Here is a 17,571-nt window from a genome sequence, read left to right on the forward strand (position 1 = left end):
GGGGCCTTTCCGGGTGGGGGTCCGGGCGTCCGGTGGGGAAGCGCTGATCGCCGGGCGTACGACGGCAACTATATGATGAAGCGTCAAGTACCTTGGTGGGGAAGGACGTTCTGGTGATCGACTCGGATGCACTGCCGCCAGGGGCCGATCCGGACAAGGCGAGCGTAGCCCGGATGTACGACGCGATGCTGGGTGGGGAGCACAACTTCGCCATCGACCGCGAGGCCGTGGCGGCCGTCACCGCCATCGACCCCCAGGTGCGGATGCTCGCCCGCGCCAACCGCGCCTTCCTCGGCCGTGCGGTGCGCCACCTGGCCGCAACGGGGGTACGGCAGTTCATCGACCTGGGCTCCGGCATCCCGACGCAGGGCAATGTCCACGAGGTGGCCCAGGCGGCGAGCCCGGGGGCCCGGGTGGTCTACGTCGACAAGGATCCGGTGGCCGTCGCCCACAGCACCACCCTGCTCGCCGACAACCCGCACGCCGACATCGTCGACGCCGACATCCGGCGCCCCGCCGACGTCCTGTCCTCGCCGCAGGTGCGCAAGCTGATCGACTTCGAGCAGCCGGTCGCCGTCCTCATGGTGGCGATCCTGCACTTCGTCACGCCGGAGGAGGACCCGGCCGGGATCGTGGCCGCCTTCCGGGACGCCCTGCCGGAGGGCAGCTGGCTTGCCCTGTCCCACGCGACCGACCAGGACCGCCCGGACACGGCGGCGGCGGTGACCCGGCTGTACCGCTCCCGCGCCACCTCGCCGGTCACGGTCCGCTCCCGCGAGGAGATCCAGGCTCTCTTCACCGGCTTCGACCTGACGGAACCGGGTTTGGTCCACGTCCCCCTGTGGCGCCCGGACGCCGCGGAGGACGTACCGGAGAACCCGTCGGAGTTCTGGGTGTACGCGGGGGTCGGCCGCAAGAGCGGGTGACCGTGACGGAGGTGAACGCATGATCACGTTCACGTTCTTGAACATTGCTCACGTGGGTGTACAGCTCTGCCCGTACTGTGTCACGCTCGACCAACTCCCTTGATTCCCGATCGAGTTGGAGGCGTGAGCGTGACTGTTTCCCGCCGTACCGTTCTGGCCACCGCGACCGGTGTCGCGGTGGCCGGAGCGTCCGCGCCGCCGGCCGTGGCCGCCGCACCCGGCCTGGGCGTGCTGCGCGCGGCCGCCGACTACGCCGTCGAGAAGCTCCGTGCGGTCGCGCCGACCGTGACAGCCTTCCCCGTCGGCACCAAGTTCGAGAAGTGGACCTACTCGCAGAACGGCGACTGGGTGGGCGGCTTCTGGCCCGGCACCCTGTGGATGGCGTGGCTGCACAGCAAGGACGACGACTTCCGCACCTGGGCCCTGGCCTCCGCGGCGAAGCTGGCTCCTCGTCAGTACGACACCGGCACCCATGACCTGGGCTTCCTCTTCTACCCGTCCTGGGTCACCGCCTGGCGGTTGACCGGCGACGAGACCTGGCGGGCGGGTGCCGTGCAGGCGGCCGACTCCCTCACCCGGCGCTACAACCCGCGCGGCCGTTTCATCCGGGCCTGGGGCGCGCTCACCGATCCGAACAACGCGGGCCGGGTCATCATCGACACGATGATGAACCTCGACCTCCTGGCCTTCGCGAGCCGGGAGACCGGCGACAGCAGATACCTCGAGATCGCCACGGAGCACGCCAGGACCGCGCAGCGGGTCTTCCCGCGCCCGGACGGCTCGACCCCGCACGTCTACGACTTCGACCCGGACACGGGGGCACCGGTCGGCCCGAACACCGTCCAGGGCTACAGCCCCACCTCGTGCTGGTCGCGCGGCCAGGCCTGGGGTGTCTACGGCTTCACCACCATGTACCGGCGCACCGGGAACCGCGAGTTCCTGACCACCGCCCGCAGACTCGCCGACTTCGCCATCGGGGCGCTCGGCGCGGACCACGTCCCGGTGTGGGACTACCGCGCGCCGCAGCAGCCGTACGACATCAAGGACGCCTCGGCCGGCGCGATCATGGCCTGCGGTCTGCTCGATCTGTCCGCGGCCTGCGGGCGCGACTCCTACCGGGACGTGGCGCTGCGGCTGCTCACCGCGCTGGCGGAGACGTGTCTGACGCGGAACTCGGCCCGCGCGGAGGCGGTCGTCGCCCGCTGCACCCGCAACCGGCCGAACGAGGACGGGATCGAGATCTCGCTGCCGTACGCCGACTACTACCTGCTCGAAGGCATCCTGCGGGTGCTGCGGCCGCAGGACGTCGACCGGGCCATCGACCTGTCGGCGTCCTGACGGCACTCGGCACCGGCAGCGCTCACCCGGTGCTCCTCACCCGGTGGTCCTCACCCCGCGATGGAGTCCAGTTGTTCCGCGGCCGGGCGCAACGCCCACAGGTCACCGCCGGGCGGTGCCTCCAGCCGCGGAACAGCCCTGCGGGCCCGCGTGTCACCCGCGTCGGCGGCCGCGTGCACCACGTCGGTGGCCGCGTACCGGAGGAACTCCAGCTCCGGATGCGGCCAGGGGGCGGATCCGGTCGCCGCGGGCAGCAGATAGTCCACCGCCCCGGACAGGCTCTGCCCTTCCGGGCCCCGATAGGCCCACAGGTCGACGCCGACGTGTCGGCCGATGGCCGCGAGCCGGGTGTAGGCGACCAGGTCGAAGGTCGAGTAGTGCCAGCTCCGGGTGCGGGCCAGCTCCTGGGGCTGGCTGCCGTCCGCCGCTATCTGCGGTGCGATGCGTCTGCTCCGGGCGTCCAGGACCGTCCGGCGGGCCAGCGCCCGGTCGCCGGTCGCGTATGCGAGGCCGGCGAGCAGCAGGTCGTAGAAGGTGCCGTGGTTGTTGGCGGCGGCGCCCTCCTGTCTGCCGAAGTCGCTGTCCTCGAGCCAGTCGCGGAAGTCGGTGTTCCACCGCGCCATGGCGGTGCGGTCCTTCGAACTCCACCCCGGCGCACCGGTGTTCAGGAGGGCGATCGCGTCGATCACGCTGGTGTAGGACTGGGAGAAGTCGATGATGCCGATGGCGCGGCCGTCGTACTTGCAGGGGATGAACTGGGCGTGCTCCAGGTGGGGGTTCATCCGCGTGGCCGGATCGAGGAACCAGGTGCGCAACACCTGCCCGGCCTTCTCGGCGTACCGCTTCCTGCCGGTGTAGTACCAGGCGAGGGACAGGTCGTAGGCGGAGTCGAAGGTCTTCTCGACGTCCTGGCGGTCGGTGCCGGAGTCGACCTCGGGATTGCGCTCGCCGTCGCGCTGCACATAGGGGCAGCCCCACGGGTTGTCGGAGGTCGGGGACTGCGACGGCCACCAGTACGGGGCCTGGCTGAGATAGTCGTGGACATCGCCGCCGGGGGCTGGCCGGGGCTTGTCGACGACCGTCCAGGGGCCCTGGTCCAACCACTTGTCCGCGCGGGTCGTCAACGCCTTTACCGCCGAGCGCAGTCGAGGATCACCCAGGTGCTCCTTGGTGTGCTGGAGACGGGCGCCGTCAAGGACCGTGGTGTCCGGGACCGCGGTCCGCGCCGCGACAGGAGCCGTGAGTCCCGAGGTGAACGCGGCAAGGGCCGTCAGGAGCACGAACCACCGGGAGCGCGTGCTCACCGGACCACCCCCTTGAGCCCGCGCTGGGCCTCGTACAGATTCCGCGGCCGCACCGCCCCCGGACTGCCGTAGAGCTCCAGGCGCGTGTGCAGATCGCCCGCGAAGTCGGCCACGTCGATCTGGTCGAACTCCCTGACATCGTCGATGCCGACGGTCGCCGAGTACGGCGCCAGGCCGTCGATCCTCACCAGCCCCGCACGGCCGTTGGTGACCCGGACGTTCCAGTGGGTGAACCGGGCGCCGAACAGGGGCCCCGCGCTGGCGTCTCCTCCGTGGCGGCCGTTGTTGTTCAGGGTGATGTCGGTGCGCACATTGGCGAAGGGCAGACCGCGATGGCTGTCGAAGGTGCCCATCCGCATCTCCCCGCGCGACCAGACGTTGTACGACGACAGCCCCTCGACGTTGATGCCGTGCAGCTGGGTGCCCGCGGGCGCCGGGCTGGTTCGCTCCTCGATCGTGAAGTCCTCGACGAGATTGTCGTGCGAACCCTCACGGCAGAAGTACGGGTGATGGGAGCCGCGGCCGGCCACGCGCGTGCGGCGCAGGGTGCACGCGGAGGCGGCCACCAGACCGAAGCCGTTGTCGACATGACGGACCGTCACGTCGTCGACCCAGCAGTCGTACGCGCACTGGAGCACGACACCGTTGTGCCCCTTGTCCAGCAGATGCGGCTGCTGCGGGGTCTCGACCGCCTCCAGGGTCAGGCCCTCGACCCCCGACCCGGTCAACTCGGGCACGTGCGTGGTCAGTTGCGGCTGCCATTCCGGGCGAAGGTCGAGCGGCAGAGGGCGTTCGAGGGTGACCTCGCGTCCGCGCACGCGGGCGATGCGGACGGGCCACTCGTAGGGCACGTACGACGTCAGTTTCGTCTTGTCGTCCCAGGAGTAGGCCTCGGGCCCCGGCCCGCCGCCGCACATGTGCTCCAGGAGGGTGTGGTCCGCGTCGTCCGCGAGCCGCAGGAGGACCACGGCGCCCGGACGCAGTGCGGAGGCGTCGGCGACCCGCACCCTCCAGGCGCCCTGGCGGGCCGGAGCGATGGTCGTGAGCGTCCGCCACTCGTCGCGCCGGTTGCCCGTCCAGCCCTCGAAGGGCCACGCCCTGGCCCGGATCGCCGCGACCAAGGACTCCCAACGGGCCCTGGGCGCCAGCCAGATCAGGCCTCCGGCCCAGGACCAGGACGACTTGTCCCCGCCGTAGCGCGAGCCGTAGGTGCCGATGAGCTCGGTGAGGTTCTTCGTCGCGTACAACGTCGTACGGCTGCTGCCGGCGCCCTTCAGGGTCACGTTAGAGCGGTCCACGCGGATGACGTCGTCGATGCGGAAGGTGCCCGGCGGGATGGTGACCGTGCCGCCGCCGGCCCTCCCGGCGACGGCGATGGCGCGGTTGATCGCGGGAGCGGAGTCGGTGGAACCGTCCGCCACGGCGCCGAAGTCGCGGATGTCGGCGACGACTCGCCGGCGGGGGAAGCGTTCCGCCCCGGCGTGGCAGCCGGCTCGTCCGACGTACGGGATCTGCGGGTGGGTGAAGGGGGCGCGGCGGTACTCCCGCCACAGGGGCGTTGCTGGGGCTGCGGACGCGGTCTTGGCGGTCAGGGCCACGGCGGCGGCGCTGCCCAGCAGTGATCGTCTAGTCATGCCCATGACATTGAACTCGTTCATGTGGATCGCCCTTCCCATGTGTTTTCATGTATGTGAACGATGTTCATGAGTGCGTTGAGCGGTGAGCATGCCACGACGCTGTGCTGGGCGAAAGAGGTCGCGCAGAGGTTGGTGGGTCAGGTCCCTGAACCCATGAAAAAGCGGAGCCCCGTCGACAGGACGCGCTGTCGACGGGGCTCCGCGGAGGGGACTACCGCCGGCCACTGCCGACGGCGACGAGGCCTGTGACCTTCGCGCCGGTCAGGTTGTCGTAGACGACCTCACCGCCGGCCTTCTTCCAGATCCGCAGGCGGAAGGTGTCCGGGGAGTCGGTCGCGGTGACCCGGAAGGCGTAGCCGCCCGTGCCGTTGACCGTGCCGGACCCCTGGTAGACGGCCTGGGAGCCGGACACCACCAGCCAGTCGGACCCCGTCGAGCGGAACTTCAGCTTGGCGGGGCCGAAGTCGAAGGAGACCTCGCCCACCGGCGCCGAAAGTCCCGGCAGGTAGGCCGCCGCGAAGGAGAAGGCGGCCGTGCCCGTCAGCGCCGGCCTCGCCGGGTAGGCGCCGGCCGGAGAGCCGATGACACCGGCACCGAGCACCGGACCGGCGGCACGGTCGTAGACGACCACCTCCGGCAGTGTCCTGCTGTCCGAGGCGCCGTCGTCGTCGGTCACGGTGACCACCGGCCGGCGGATCCCGGCCTTGGCGTACGTGTACTCGGCCCGGCAGCCGGACGCGGTGACCGTGCCGGACCGCGGCGCGCTCCCGTCCTTCCAGTCGACCACGCAGCTGTGCGTGTCACCGGCACCCGCGTCGGTGAACGCGGCCGTGACGACCGCGGGCCTGCCGAGCTGCACGGGGGACTGCGGACCCGCGGCGGAGGTGACCACCGGTGCCGCGTTGGCCACCTTCACCGTCGCCGTGTCGCTGCTGCGGCCGCCGGTCAGCGTGAGCGTGTAGGTGCCGTTGTCGGTGCACGTCACCGTCGTGGCGGCCGAGTTCGGGTCGGCGAAGGTGCAGGGAGCCCCCTTCTCGGCCGTCCACTTCGGGCTGCCCGCCCCGGAGATCGTGCCGTGCAGCGCGATCGCCCCGCCCTCCGTGCCGCTGCCGTCCGCGCCGGCGTGCACGACGCTCACCGGGTCGACGCCGGTCAGCGTGGGCACAACCTTCCTGATCAGACCGTCGGCGTCGAACTCCAGCTTGTCGACGGTCGTTTCGCGATGTGTGCCGTCACCGCCGGGGATCGCGAACCGGTGGTAGGCGATGTACCAGTCGTCGGTGTTCGGCACATGGACGACCGAGTGGTGGCCGGTGCCCTTGATGCCGAGGGAGAGGTCCTTCTCCAGGATCACGCCCCGCTTGGTCCAGGGGCCGGTCGGGGAGGGACCGGTGGCGTAGGCGACACGGTAGTTCTCGTCGCGGGTGTCGTTCTCCGACCACATGAAGTAGTAGGTGCCGCCCCGCTTGATGACGAACGTGCCCTCGTTGTAGCCGCTGGGCGTGATGTCCTTCATCTTCGTGAGGTCGACGGAGGTCATGTCGGCGTTCAGCGGGGCCACGTAGGCGTGCCCGTTGCCCCAGTAGAGGTACGGCTGCCCGTCGTCGTCGGTGAACACGGCCGGGTCGATCATCTGGCCGCTGAACTGGCCCGCCTTCAGCAGGGGTTGACCCAGCGCGTCCTTGAACGGACCGGTCGGCGAGTCGGACACCGCCACCCCGATGTTGGCGTCGGCGCAGAAGTAGAAGTAGTACTTGCCGTCCTTCTCGGCGATCGTCGGCGCCCAGGCCCTGCTGTCGGCCCAGGAGACGTCGGGACCGAGGTCGAGGATGACCCCGTGGTCCTTCCAGTGGACCAGGTCGGTGGAGGAGTACGCCTTGAACTGCGTGCCGCTCCAGCCCTCGAAGCCGTCGGTGGTCGGGTAGAGGTAGAAGGTGTCGCCGAACCGCACGATGTTCGGGTCGGCGTTGAGGCCGGGCAGCACCGGGGTCTTCATGACGAGCGCCGACACCGTCCAGGTGCGCTTCTTGCCGTCGGACCCCGTCACCTCGTAGGTCACCGGCTTGCTGAAGTCCTGCACGCTGCCGGAGGCGGGACTGATCGCCGCTCCGTGCGCGAGGGTGAACTCCGGTGCCAGCGCGGTGAGATCGGTGCCCTCCTTCATGGGCAGGGTGACCTTGCCGTCGGCGTCGTCCACGACGGCGTCGACCTTCAGCGCCGGGTGCGTCACCCTGGCGATGCCCGCGGTGTTGCCGCTGAGCTCCATGACCTCGGGGGCGGTCAGGGCACGGTCGTAGATGCGGAAGTCGTCGACCTCGCCCCCGAAGGCGGGGTCGGCCGCGTACAGGGACTTGCCGATGTAGCCGCTGTAGTCCTTGTTCGCGTCGTAGAGCTCGGACGGCTTGACGGTGGTCGTCGTGCGGGCCGCCTCGACGCCGTCGACGTAGAGGACCATCCGGCCGGTCGCTCCGTCGAGGGTCACGGTGACGTGCCGCCACTGGCCCGGGGTGAGCTGCGAGCCCGCCGTCAGCTTCGACTCCGCCGACCAACTCGCCTTGGTGATCGCCGAGTAGAGGCTGTTGCCGCCGTTGGAGGGCGTGGCGAACAGGTACTTGTCGCTGTCGGGGCCGAGCCCGAACAGCCACTGGAAGCTGCTGCCGCCCTTCCACTTGGCGTACGTCGACACGGTCACGCTGCCGGCGTTCTTCAGCACCCCGTTGGGGATCCGCACGTACGGCGAACCCGTCGCGTCTCCCGACATCTTGAAGGAGCCGTCCTGCACGCCGGTGCCGAAGCCGGGCGTGCCCACGTAGGTGCCGTGGTAGCCGTGACCGCTGGAGTCGACCGCGATGTTGCCGGACGTCTCGTCGAAGCCGTAGTGCAGCAGCAGGGCGGCCGGGACGTCGGGACCCTCGGCCGAGACGGTGACCTCGGCCCGGACCGGGATCGCGGCGCCGTCCGGGAGGCTGCCGGTGACCGTGAAGGTGCCGGGCTGGGCGTACTTCGACGCCGGCACGTCCTCCCAGGCGACCGCGACGGGGCGCTTGACTCCGTCGGCGTACGTGGCGATGACGGTGGCGGGCAGGACCGGCGCCTCACCGGTACGCGTTGTCACCGTGATGCCCTCGACGCCCTCCACGAGCCGGTCGGGCTGGTAGGCGCGCAGCAGCCGGTCGTACTCGGCCTGGGTGACCGGCAGGACGGTGCCGTGTCGGGGTCTGGCCGGCAGGTCGTACCCGGTCGACGGGGTCCAGACGCCGGAGTCGAGGTCGGTCGTCTCGAAGGGGAGGTAGCCACGACCGCCGAACTCGTCGAGGAAGGCGTACCACTTGTCCTCGGTGTTCGACTTGAAGACCAGCGGGCCCTCGGCGGCGCTCATCGTCCCCTTGCCGATGCCCTCGGCGACCGGGGACCACGAGCCGAGGATCGAGTCGCTCTTTTCCTCGAAGATGAACTTGCTGTTGGGCGTGGAGGAGGTGTTGTTCCGCTCGTCCTTCGACAGCCGGTAGTAGGTGCCGTCGTGCTGGATCATCGTGGAGTCGATGACCGAGTAGCCGCGGTCGACCCAGACCCTGGGCTCGCTGAAGGTGTAGAAGTCACGGGTGGTCGCGTACATCATGCGGTTGTACGTGTCGCCCGAGTGCCCTGCGTTGTCGTACAGCTTCGACGCCCAGAAGACCACGTACTCGCCGCGATGGGCGTCGTAGAACGCCTCCGGCGCCCAGGTGTTGCCCGCGCTGTCGGGGGATACCTTGACCAGCCGCTGGTCCGTCCAGTGCACCAGGTCGGTGGACTCCCAGACCATGATGGACTTGCTGCCGGTGCGCTGCGCCGCGTCCCAGTCGCCGTTGCCGTAGATCCTGAGGTCGGTGGCGATCTGGTAGAACTTGTCGCCCTCGGGGGAGCGGATGATGAACGGGTCGCGCAGGCCCTTCTCGCCGAGCGTGGAGGTCAGGACGGGCTTGCCGTCGTTCAACTCCCGCCATTTGAGGGGGTCGTTGCCCTTGCTGAGAGCGGCGTAGAGCTGCTCGCCGTCCGAGGTGCCCTCGCCGGTGAAGTAGCTGAACATGTAGCCCTTGAGGGCCTGCTTCTCCGGAAGTTCGGTCACCTTCGCGGTGAAGGTGCGGGTCGCCCTGGCCGTGCCCTTGGTGACGGTGGCGGTCAGTTCGACGGCCGTGGTGCCGGCGCCGTGCGCGGGGCGGTTGACGATGCCGTCGTCCCCGACCACGTCCTTGTCGGCGGAGGACCAGGAGACGGCCGTGCCGTAGTCACCTGTCGTCGGCAGGGTGAGGTTGCCGCGCACGTCGTCGACGGTGTGCACGACGAGGTTCTCGGCCGCCTGCTCGGTGGCCGTCCGGTCGTCGAAGGCCGGCAGGACGGTGACCTCGAAGCTCTTGGTGTCGGTGGCGGAACCCTTCTTCAGGGTCGCCGTGAGGGTGGCGTGGCTGTCCGGCTCGCCGGCGGCGGGGCGGGTCACCTTGCCGGCGGCGGACACCACGTCGGGGTGGTCGCTGGCCCAGGTGATCGTCGACCCGCCGGCCGCGCCGGACGTGGGGAGGACCAGGTCGGCCGTGACCGCGCTGGTGTCGCCGAGGCTGAGCGCGGCCTTGTCGGCGGCGACGCCCTCCGCCGCGATCGGCAGGGTGAGCTCGTCGACCTCGGCGGGGTCCAGGGCACGGTCGTAGACGCGGAAGTCCCGGATGCGGCCCTTGAAGAGCTTGTCGCCCGAGTAGACGGACTTGCCTATGTAGTTGGCGGTCGTGGAGCCGGCGCCGATGGAGCCGGGCGTGATGGTGACGGCCGTGTTGCGGCCGACCTCCACGCCGTCCTCGTAGAGGATGCCGGTGCTTCCGGTCTGGGTGTAGGTGAGCTGCTTCCACACCCCGCGGGCCAGGTTGTGCGAGTCGTCGGGCCTGGTGTTCTGCTCGGTCGACCAGTTGCCGCTCGCGATCGCGGTGCGCAGGGAGTTGCCGGTGGCGAACAGGTACCCGTTGCCGGTGCCGCTGGTGGTGTTGCCGAAGCCGTAGAGGAAGTACGGCGTGCTCTGTGCCGGGTCGATCTGCACGTCCATGGAGACGCTGATCGAGGTCATGCCCTTCATGACGTCGTCGGGCACCTTGATGTAGGTGTCGGAGCCGTTGAAGGCGAGCCCCTGCCCCGGGCTCGACCAGTCGGCGGTGCCGTTCAGGGTGCCGTCGCGGCCGTGGCCGGAGGCGTCCGGGACGGTGCTGCCGGAGGCGGCGTCGAGCTTGTACCAGAGGGCCGGCCCGTCGGCGACGCCCGCGGTGTCCGCCGCCTGGGCGGAGAGTGCGGGTGCGGTGAGGCCCAGGAGCAGTGCCGCGGCGGTCAGACCGCTGAGGCGGCCCGCCCGGCGTCTCGCGCGCGGGCGCGGACGTGCGAAGTACGTCATGTGGGGTTCCCTGCTGAGGCATGGCGGGGCCCCACCGAGAGGCATGGCGGGGCCTCGGCCGTGAGCACCCTGCCGTTTCGGCGGTGTGACGTCGTGTTGCGAGAGTGTCAATCGCGTGCCATGGGAGCGTCAAGACTTTTCGAACGATGTCCGACCAGCCGAACAACTCATTGCCCTGCATGCCGAGGAGAGTTGGGGGCAATCGGGCTGTACGGAAGGTCATGACCAAGTCAAACGTCATGACCCAGTCATCTGAAGGGATGGGCAACATGCTCGCCATCATCTCCGCGGTCCTGTTCTTCATCTCCTTTCTGATCAACGCCGCGGACATCTCGACGAACGACACCTTCACCTCGACGAACATCATGCTGCTCGGCCTCATGGTGCTCGCCCTCCACCTGGCCGGCATCGGCAGCGGCTGGAACGTGCGCGGGCGCAGGTAGTCAGCGGTCGCGGTGGTGAGGGGCTGCCCCACATGTGGGGCAGCCCAGCGACATCCGCCGTACGTCAACTCTCCCGCATCCAGGCCCGAGTGCCGAAGGAAGCGCACGCCCGCGAGGCCACCACCCCCGCGCCACGCAGAGCCTCGGCAAACCCGTCCGGCGTCAACTCCCCTTGGGCGGCGAGGTGATGGGTCAGGGCTCCGTGGAGGACGTCCCCCGCGCCCAGCGTGTCCGCGACCCGCACGGCCGGTACCTCCACGGTGCCGCTGCGGTCGCCGCCCGCCCACAGGATCGGCCGCTCACCACGACTGACCGCCGACCAGGCGACGCCGCGCTCCCGCAGGAACCGCAGGACGTCCTCGGGGCTCTTTGTGCCGGGTGGCCGGAAGTCCGCCGAGCACACGGCCACGTCGATCGACCCCAGCAGCTCCTCCGTCCCGGGCTTCCAACTGCCCCCGTCGAGCACCGTGCGACGACCGGCGCTCCGCGCCGCACGGGCCGCCGCTCTGGCCAACTCCCTGTGGTGGCCGTCGAATTCGACGATGTCGCAGGCGGCCACCAGCGCGTCGAGACCGGCGGGCGGTGCCAGGTTCCGCCCGACCGCGTTGGTCGACGCGACGGCCCGGTCCCCGCTCGACGCGGTGACCAGAACCGACGACACGGCCGGCGGCTCGACCGAACCGGCCGCCAGGTCCACCACGTCCACGCCGAGGCGACCCAGATCCGCCGCCACCGCGACCCCCAGCGGATGGGCTCCGATCCCGGTGAGCAGCCTCGCCGTACCGCCCAGATGGCCGAAGGCGACCGCCGCGTTCGCCGCCGGCCCCCCCCGCGGCCACCACCTGCTCACGGGCCGTCAGTTTCTCGTCGGCACCCGGCACATGGTCCACGAGCTGGACGACGTCCAAGGTGCACAGGCCGACGAACAGCCCCACGGGACCTCGGCTGTTCGTCGGCCTGCGCACCTTCTCGCCCTCTCTTCCCGGTCCCTCGGCTCAGCCCGCCGCCCTCTTCACCAGCTCACCGATCCGCGCCTCGTCCGCCGCCGTGAGCTTCGTGAGAGCGAAGGCCGTCGGCCACATGGTGCCCTCGTCGAGCTCCGCCTTGTCGTTGAACCCGAAGGTCGCGTACCGGGCGTTGAACTTCTGCGCGCTCTGGAAGAAACAGACGACCTTGCCGTCCTTGGCGTACGCGGGCATGCCGTACCAGAGCTTCGGAGCCAGGTCCGGCGCGCTCGCCTTCACGACGGCGTGGATCCGCTCGGCCATGACCCGGTCCGAGTCCTGCATCTCGGCGATCTTCGCGACCACGGCGGCCTCCTCCTCCGCCGCCTTGTCGGCCCGCGAGCCCCGGCGCGCCGCCGCCTTGACCTCCTGGGCGCGCTCCTTCATCGCGGCGCGCTCCTCGTCGGTGAACGTCTCGGTCCTCTTCGTCGTCTTCCGGGTGCCGGTCATGATGTTTCCTCCTGGTGCACGGATGTCACGGATGTCGGTGGGGCAGGGTGTGGCACGAGGGCGGCGCGAGGCTCAGGGACATCTTCACGCCCGGACGGCCGCCGCGCAGGTCATCCCCAGGCGCCGGCGATCTGCCGGGTCGTGGCGTTGAGCCGGTTGAACAGGTTGGTCACACCCACCATCAGGACGATCGCGGCCAGCTGCTTCTCGTCGAAATAGGTGGCGGCGGCGTCCCAGATCTCGTCGCTCACCGCGTCGGGACGGTCGGCCAGCCGGGTTGCCGCCTCGGCGAGCGCGAGCGCCGCCCGCTCCTCCTCGCTGAAGTACGGGGCCTCGCGCCAGGCAGCGACCGTGGCCAGCCGCTCGTCGCTCACCCCGGCCTTGCGGGCGGTCTTTGCGCCGCCGTCGACACAGGCGCTGCACCCGTTGATCTGACTGACCCGCAGGTGCACCAGCTCCAGCGTCTGCCCGTCCACCCCGCCCGTGTGGACGGTCTTCATGAGCTGCTGGATGGGCTGCATCGCGTCGGACAGGACGACGGCGGGGTTCTGCATACGGGACTGCATCTGACTGCTCTCCTCTGCCGGATCGGGTGCCCCGTCCTTGCGGGGCGTGGTTCCATCTCAGCCCAGAGGGGTTGCCAGGACGACGGCCGTGGGACACCGTGGGACAGCCGCAACGGCCGTGAACAGGCACGATCCGTCCCGGACGACGTGGGCCGGGGCGGGACACCGGAGCAGGACACAGGGGGCGGGGGACAGTGGTGGAGTACGGCGGAACAGCCGGCGGCGATCCGCAGGAGGAGCTGGCGGCAAGACTGCGCCTGCTCCAGGAGCTGTCGAAACGGGGCGTACGGGCCCTCGCGCGGGACGCCGGGCTCAGCTCCTCATCCCTGTCCCGCTACCTCAGCGGCCGGACGGTCCCGCCCTGGCCCGCGGTGATCGCCCTGTGTCGCCTGGTCCAGCGCGACCCGCGACCCCTGCGCCCCCTGTGGGAGCGGGCCTCCAGCCCCCTGCCGGCACCGCCCAGGACCAGCCGCCAGGTCCCGCCCCCGTCGCCGCCCGCCGGGGTGCCGCGACCGCCCCGCAACGACCTGCCGCGCGACGTGCCCGACTTCACGGGGCGTGCGGCCCAGCTGCGAGCGGTGCTCGACGGGGTCGCCGACAGCCGGGTGATCGCCGTCGACGGCATGGCGGGCGTCGGCAAGACCTGCCTGGCGGTGCACGCCGCGCACCGGCTCGCCGCCGACTACCCGGACGCCCAGCTCTACCTCGACCTGCACGGCTTCACCGCCGGCCGCGAGCCGCTCGACCCCGACCGCGCGTTGCGGACCCTGCTCGCCGCACTGGACGTGCCCTCCGAGAAGGTCCCGCAGGAAGGCGGCGTCGAGGAACTCGCCGCCTGCTGGCGCTCCGAGCTCGCGCACCGCCGGGCGGTCGTGGTCCTCGACAACGTGGCCGACGCCGACCAGGTCCGCCCGCTGCTGCCCGGCGCCGGTTCCTCCGTCGCCCTGATCACCAGCCGCAACCGGCTGCTCGGCCTCGACGAGGTCCCGCCGGTCTCCCTGGACGTCCTCACCGAAGAGGAGAGCGCCGAACTGCTGGCCCGCGCCAGCGGCGAGGCCGGCGACCCCGGGGGCCGCCTCGCCCGTGACCCCGAGAACACGGCCGAGGTGCTGCGGCGGTGCGGCCGGCTGCCGCTGGCCCTGCGGCTGACCGCGGCCCGGCTGCGGCACCGGCCGGGCTGGACGGTGGGCATCCTCGTCGAGCGGATGGCGGAGGGAGCCGGCGAGTTCGACACCGCCTTCGCCATGTCCGTACGGCAGTTGGACCGCCCGAAGGCCCGGCTGTTCCGGCTGCTGGGCCTGCTGCCGGGGTCGTCGTTCGACGAGTACGTGGCGGCGGCCCTGGCCGACGTGCCGCTGCGCGACGCCCGCGCGATGCTGGAGGACCTCCTGGACGCGCACCTCGTGCAGCAGCCGGCGGCGGGCCGCTACCGGCTCCACGACCTGGTGCACCAGCACGCCCTGCGGTCCACCGTCGAGCAGGACTCCGAGACGGACCGTGACCGGGCCCTCATCCGGGTCCTCGACCACTATGTGCACGCGGCCGCCGCCGCGGACGCCGCGATGCCGTTCCCGGGCCTGAGCCGCCGGCCCTCCGTGGACGGCCCGCCGGCCGAGCTGCCCCGGTTCGACCACAAGATCGCCGCGCTCATCTGGTTCGGCACGGAGTACCTGAACCTCCTGGCCGCGTTCGAGGCGGCGGAGAGAGCCGGCGCCGACCGCCACCTGTGCGAACTGCCGCGCTTCATGCGGTCGTACTTCGCCCGCCGCTGCGGCACCACGATGCTGAACGGCCTCTTCGAGCACTCCTTGGCGGCCGCCCGACGCCTGGGAGATCCCCTCCAACTCGCCGAGGCGCACAGCGACTTGGGCTTCGCCCGCTACAACGCGGGCCGGACGGCGGAAGCGGCGGCCGCGTACGAGTCGGCGGCAGCGCTGCTGTCGCGGTCGGGCGACCTGCGCGTCGAGGCCGAACTCGCCATGCGGCGCGGCTACTTGCGATGGGACGAGGGGTACGTCGAGGAACCGCTCGACCTGTTCCGGCTGGCCGGAAAGCTGTATGCGGACGCCGACTGCCCCATGGGCACGGCCCACGCGACCGCGTACGAGGCCTGGGCGCTGCTCCAGCTCGGACACCGCGAGGAGGCCGCGCAGCTCGCCCGCACGGCGCTGGAGGTCCCGCATGCCGACAGCGCGTGGCCGCCCACGCTGACGGCCCTGATCACCCTCGGCGTGGCCGTCGCCCACGAGGACCCCGACGCGGCCGGCGAGCACCTCCACCGGGCGCTCGCGCTGGCCCGCGAGGACGGGCACCGGCACAACGAGGCCTGGTGCCTGAACTGCCTCGGCGTGGCCCTGCGCCGGATGGGCCGCCACGAGGAGGCCCTGGCCGCTCACGAACAGGCGTTCTCCCTGCTGGACGAACTCTTCGAGGACCACTGGAAGATCCACTTCCTGCACCCCTACGCCGAGACCTGCCGTCTGGCGGGCCTGTCCGACCAAGCCCTGCGCCTGCACCGCGAAGCCCTCGCCCTCGCCCCGGAACTCGGCAACCGTCACGCAGAAGCCCTCGCCCACGAAGGCCTGGCGGCCCTCCTCGACAGCACGGACCCGACGACGGCGGCCGAACACCGCGAGGCGGCACGGGCGCTGCTGCCGGAGGTGCCGTAGGGAGCGGGCCCGCCACGGACGACACGCCGCCGTCCCTTCGTCGGCACCGCCGGTCCGGCCCGGCCGTCACTTCCAGCCGTACGCGTAAGCCGCCACCCACGTGATCTCGAGCCGCGCGCTGCTCCCCGGCGCCGCGACCGGACCCTCCAGCGCGCTCTCGTTCTGGAGGACCCAGGACAGCGGCCGGTCCGGCACCCCGCGGGTGTCATGGCCCGTCAGGCGGCCGTCGACGAAGAAGCGGACATGCCCCGGCGTCCACTCGGTGGACACGGTGTGCCAGTGCGTCCAGTCGTCGCTGCCGGGAAAGTAACCCTGCTCACCGCCACCGCACGGATGGTGGAAGGAGCTGAGCGCACCGTCCCACTCGCCCTCGGGATGGTCCATCTCGCAGCCCCCGCCGTAGTGCAGCCAGGCGGACTTGTACCCCGGAGCCGGGTCGGTGACCTTGATGCGCGCGCTGTACTTGCCGTACTTCATCTGCATCACCGCCCGCGGCACCAGAGCCGCCGCATGGACGGGACCCCCGTCGGCCGGCCGCCACATCCGCACCGACATCCTTCCGTCGCCGTTCGCCGCGGGACCGACGCTCACGGTGTCCTCCGGGTGGTAGACCCCCACCACCTGCCGTCCCCGGCTGCGGGCCGTGTCGGGCCAACCCGTCGGATACGCCCACCAGTTGTCCCGGTACTTCCCCTTCAGCCCACCGCAGAAGGCCGCGGACGTGTCGACATGGTGCTCGCAGTCGCTGAAGGAACCGAGCGGCACCCGGTCGCCGTTGAAGTCCTCGGCGAGGACCTGCCAGAACGGGCCGCAGTCCCCGCGGGGCAGCCGGGTGGTCGCGGTGCGGCAGGCGTCGCCCTCGGCGGGAGCACCGTCGGCGCGGGGGAGGCCCAGGAGCCCGCCGACCACGAGCACCAGGCCCGAGACCAGCACCAGGAGGCGCCTGTTGCGGTGGTGCATCGCTGCGTGCGAACCCATCCCGGGGCTCCTTCAGGACCGGCGGCCGACGTCGTCCGTGCTTGCCCCGGAACACCGGAAGAGTCGTGGACCGCGGGCGCGGACTGCTCTGCGCGAAGAGAACATCCTCGCCCGCGGAACCCCGGGACGCCATCCCCCGTACCGGCCGGGCACCATCCCGCGTACCGGCCGCGGCGCCGTCCCCCGACCGCCCGCACGCCCGACGGCCGGTTCCGCGCCTGCCTCAGAACTCGCTGTCGATACCGGTCACGACCGCCTGTCCGAGGGCCGTGTCCGCTTCGGACAGGCCGCTGTCCCGCAGGGCCCGGGAGACCAGCCGTACCGCCTCTGCCTCGGCCTCGGACGTGTCGGCGGCCTCGACCTCGACCCGGGCGGCGAACATGCCGTCGTCCTCCACGCTCAGCAGACTCAGCTCCTCGCTCTCCCCGAGATCGGTGTTCCTGGGGTCCTGGGGCCGCAGCCGCCGCCCGACGTCGGAGCAGACGCTGTCGGGGACCTCGTTGAGGAACGTGCCGGGGACGGTGATCACGTAGGTGGTCACGGGGACTCCTTTCTGACGTCCTACCCGGTTCCCCACGACGTGGATCGGAACCAGGAGATCACCCCGGACGGCGGAATCGACCGGGTCGGGGCGATCGCCGGGCATGGACACCCGGATCGGGGGTAGACGCGGCCAGGACCACCGCAGTCTCGGGATGGGCGGACGATGACGACGTCGCTGAGGGCCTACGAGGGCCCCATGGCGCTCCACGCCCCTGCCCTCACCCTGGTGGGGACGTGCCCATGAGGTGAGATCGGCCACGGGATCAGGACCGTGGGGAGGGGTACCCCGCGGGGGCCACACGG

11 protein-coding genes and 1 pseudogene are annotated in these 17,571 nt (G+C 71.1%); 4 read left to right on the forward strand and 8 right to left on the reverse strand.

The features are described 5' to 3' along the window. The first annotated feature begins 113 nt into the window (after positions 1-113). Positions 114-926, forward strand: a complete 813-nt coding sequence (locus H295_RS0125945) for an SAM-dependent methyltransferase (RefSeq protein WP_020138270.1) — start codon at positions 114-116, stop codon at positions 924-926. A 129-nt stretch (positions 927-1,055) separates the two neighbouring features. Further along, positions 1,056-2,264 carry a glycoside hydrolase family 88 protein gene (locus H295_RS0125950; RefSeq protein WP_028809755.1) on the forward strand — a complete coding sequence of 403 codons (1,209 nt, stop codon included), beginning with the start codon at positions 1,056-1,058 and terminating at the stop codon, positions 2,262-2,264. 50 nt (positions 2,265-2,314) lie between these two features. Here H295_RS0125950 and H295_RS0125955 read toward each other — a convergent pair whose 3' ends face one another. The 3 genes from H295_RS0125955 to H295_RS0125965 all read right to left on the reverse strand — a co-directional run bounded on the left by H295_RS0125955 (position 2,315) and on the right by H295_RS0125965 (position 10,615). Continuing rightward, positions 2,315-3,568: an alginate lyase family protein gene (locus H295_RS0125955; RefSeq protein WP_020138272.1), complete on the reverse strand. Its 1,254-nt coding sequence runs from the start codon at positions 3,566-3,568 to the stop codon at positions 2,315-2,317. Next, positions 3,565-5,226: a glycoside hydrolase family 55 protein gene (locus H295_RS0125960; protein ID WP_234021678.1), complete on the reverse strand. Its 1,662-nt coding sequence runs from the start codon at positions 5,224-5,226 to the stop codon at positions 3,565-3,567. The genes H295_RS0125955 and H295_RS0125960 overlap by 4 nt, the downstream gene beginning before the upstream one ends. 190 nt (positions 5,227-5,416) lie before the next feature. After that, positions 5,417-10,615 carry a family 43 glycosylhydrolase gene (locus tag H295_RS0125965; protein ID WP_020138274.1) on the reverse strand — a complete coding sequence of 1,733 codons (5,199 nt, stop codon included), beginning with the start codon at positions 10,613-10,615 and terminating at the stop codon, positions 5,417-5,419. A gap of 239 nt (positions 10,616-10,854) precedes the next feature. On the opposite strand from H295_RS0125965, the gene H295_RS47575 reads away from it, so the two are divergent. Beyond that, positions 10,855-11,058 (forward strand): hypothetical protein, encoded by a 204-nt coding sequence (locus tag H295_RS47575; protein WP_234021689.1) that lies wholly within the window; start codon positions 10,855-10,857, stop codon positions 11,056-11,058. A gap of 64 nt (positions 11,059-11,122) precedes the next feature. Here H295_RS47575 and H295_RS43555 read toward each other — a convergent pair. The 3 genes and pseudogenes from H295_RS43555 to H295_RS0125985 form a co-directional block, all read right to left on the reverse strand. Beyond that, positions 11,123-12,023: pseudogene (locus tag H295_RS43555) on the reverse strand (PfkB family carbohydrate kinase). 30 nt (positions 12,024-12,053) lie between these two features. After that, positions 12,054-12,512: an iron chaperone gene (locus H295_RS0125980; protein WP_020138277.1), complete on the reverse strand. Its 459-nt coding sequence runs from the start codon at positions 12,510-12,512 to the stop codon at positions 12,054-12,056. A gap of 110 nt (positions 12,513-12,622) precedes the next feature. Beyond that, positions 12,623-13,078, reverse strand: a complete 456-nt coding sequence (locus H295_RS0125985; protein ID WP_020138278.1) for a carboxymuconolactone decarboxylase family protein — start codon at positions 13,076-13,078, stop codon at positions 12,623-12,625. A 197-nt stretch (positions 13,079-13,275) separates the two neighbouring features. On the opposite strand from H295_RS0125985, the gene H295_RS0125990 reads away from it, so the two are divergent. Beyond that, on the forward strand, positions 13,276-15,747 hold the full coding sequence (locus H295_RS0125990; protein ID WP_020138279.1) for an ATP-binding protein: 2,472 nt from the start codon (positions 13,276-13,278) through the stop codon (positions 15,745-15,747). Positions 15,748-15,813: 66 nt separating this feature from the next. Here H295_RS0125990 and H295_RS0125995 read toward each other — a convergent pair whose 3' ends face one another. Together H295_RS0125995 and H295_RS0126000 are read right to left on the reverse strand one after the other, a co-directional pair. Continuing rightward, a complete protein-coding gene (locus H295_RS0125995; RefSeq protein ID WP_020138280.1) occupies positions 15,814-16,725 on the reverse strand; it encodes a glycoside hydrolase family 16 protein in 912 nt (303 codons plus the stop codon). Between the two features lie 223 nt (positions 16,726-16,948). Next, positions 16,949-17,266, reverse strand: coding sequence for a hypothetical protein (locus tag H295_RS0126000; protein WP_020138281.1), 318 nt, complete (start codon positions 17,264-17,266; stop codon positions 16,949-16,951). Positions 17,267-17,571 lie beyond the last annotated feature (305 nt).

The sequence above is a fragment of the Streptomyces sp. 351MFTsu5.1 genome (assembly GCF_000383655.1).
GTDB lineage: Bacteria > Actinomycetota > Actinomycetes > Streptomycetales > Streptomycetaceae > Streptomyces > Streptomyces griseorubiginosus.

What these genes read in the sequence shown, in the direction of transcription:
- H295_RS0125980 (WP_020138277.1), bottom strand. Translation starts at nt 12,512, where the DNA reads ATGACCGGCACCCGGAAGACGACGAAGAGGACCGAGACGTTCACCGAC.
- H295_RS0125960 (WP_234021678.1), bottom strand. Translation starts at nt 5,226, where the DNA reads ATGAACGAGTTCAATGTCATGGGCATGACTAGACGATCACTGCTGGGC.
- H295_RS0125995 (WP_020138280.1), bottom strand. Translation starts at nt 16,725, where the DNA reads ATGGGTTCGCACGCAGCGATGCACCACCGCAACAGGCGCCTCCTGGTG.
- H295_RS0125985 (WP_020138278.1), bottom strand. Translation starts at nt 13,078, where the DNA reads ATGCAGTCCCGTATGCAGAACCCCGCCGTCGTCCTGTCCGACGCGATG.
- H295_RS0125965 (WP_020138274.1), bottom strand. Translation starts at nt 10,615, where the DNA reads ATGACGTACTTCGCACGTCCGCGCCCGCGCGCGAGACGCCGGGCGGGC.
- H295_RS47575 (WP_234021689.1), top strand. Translation starts at nt 10,855, where the DNA reads ATGACCCAGTCATCTGAAGGGATGGGCAACATGCTCGCCATCATCTCC.